Source organism: Streptomyces sp. NPDC058401 (genome assembly GCF_042722885.1).
Taxonomy (GTDB): Bacteria; Actinomycetota; Actinomycetes; order Streptomycetales; family Streptomycetaceae; genus Streptomyces.
The window spans coordinates 1-1,071 of sequence record NZ_JBHXKA010000276.1 but is presented as its reverse complement, the minus strand read 5'-3'; the positions used below and the strand labels follow the sequence as shown (position 1 = coordinate 1,071).

At 68.5% G+C, this 1,071-nt stretch carries 1 protein-coding gene; it reads left to right on the top strand.

Translation table 11 applies throughout. The annotated features are described in order from the left end of the window. Positions 1–108 precede the first annotated feature (108 nt). Positions 109–1,071 carry an IS481 family transposase gene (locus ACFWNV_RS39720; protein WP_383957243.1) on the top strand — a complete coding sequence of 321 codons (963 nt, stop codon included), beginning with the start codon at positions 109–111 and terminating at the stop codon, positions 1,069–1,071.

Sequence of the window (1,071 nt, the reverse complement as noted above, 5' to 3'; positions counted from 1 at the left end):
TGTGTTGTCCCGAGACGTTGGTGACACGCGTGCTGGGTTCTTGAAATGGGTGAGGGCCTCCGGGTTCGGTGTGGATTGCGACATCTCCACCTAGCCGAGGAGGCCCTCGTGGTCCACCGTAATGCCCCGCTGACCGAGACCGGCCGACTGCGACTGGCCCGCTGTGTCGTGGACGACGGCTGGCCCGTGCGCCGGGCCGCGGAGCGTTTCCAGGTCAGCCACACCACCGCGGCCCGCTGGGCCGGCCGTTACCGGCAACTTGGCGTTGCCGGAATGAGTGACCGCTCCAGCCGACCCCACCATCAGCCCGCCAGAACGACGGCCGCGGTCGAGGAACACGTCCTGCGACTACGCCGCGAACACCGCATCGGACCCCTACGACTCGCCGCCCGCACCGGGATCGCAGCCTCCACTGCCCACCGCATCCTCACCCGCCACGGCCTTCCGCCCCTGGCGGCCCTGGACCGGGCCACCGGCGAACCCATCCGCCGCTACGAACGCGCCCGCCCGGGCGAACTCGTCCACATCGACGTCAAGAAACTCGGCCGGATCCCCAACGGAGGCGGACACAAAGTCCTCGGCCGGGCGGCCGGCAGCCCGAACAAGGACCGCCGCAATGGGGCCGGATACGCCTACCTCCACACCGCGCTCGACGACCACACCCGACTCGCCTACACCGAAGACCTGCCCGACGAGACGGCCGACACCTGCGCCGCTTTCCTCACCCGGGCCACCGTCTGGTTCGCCGAACGAGGCATCACCGTCGAACGCGTCCTGACCGACAACGCCTGGGCCTACAGCAAGAACACCTGGCGCCAGACCTGCCGTGACCTGGGCATCAACCCACGCTGGACCAGGCCCTGGCGGCCCCAGACCAACGGCAAGGTCGAACGCTTCCACCGCACCCTGCTCGAAGAATGGGCCTACCAGCGGCCCTACACCTCAGACGCCGAACGCCAGATCGCGTTCACCGACTGGATCGACTGGTACAACTACCACCGACCCCACACCGGCATCCAAGGCCAAACACCCGCCAGCCGCGTCACCAACCTGCCCGGACAACACACCTAG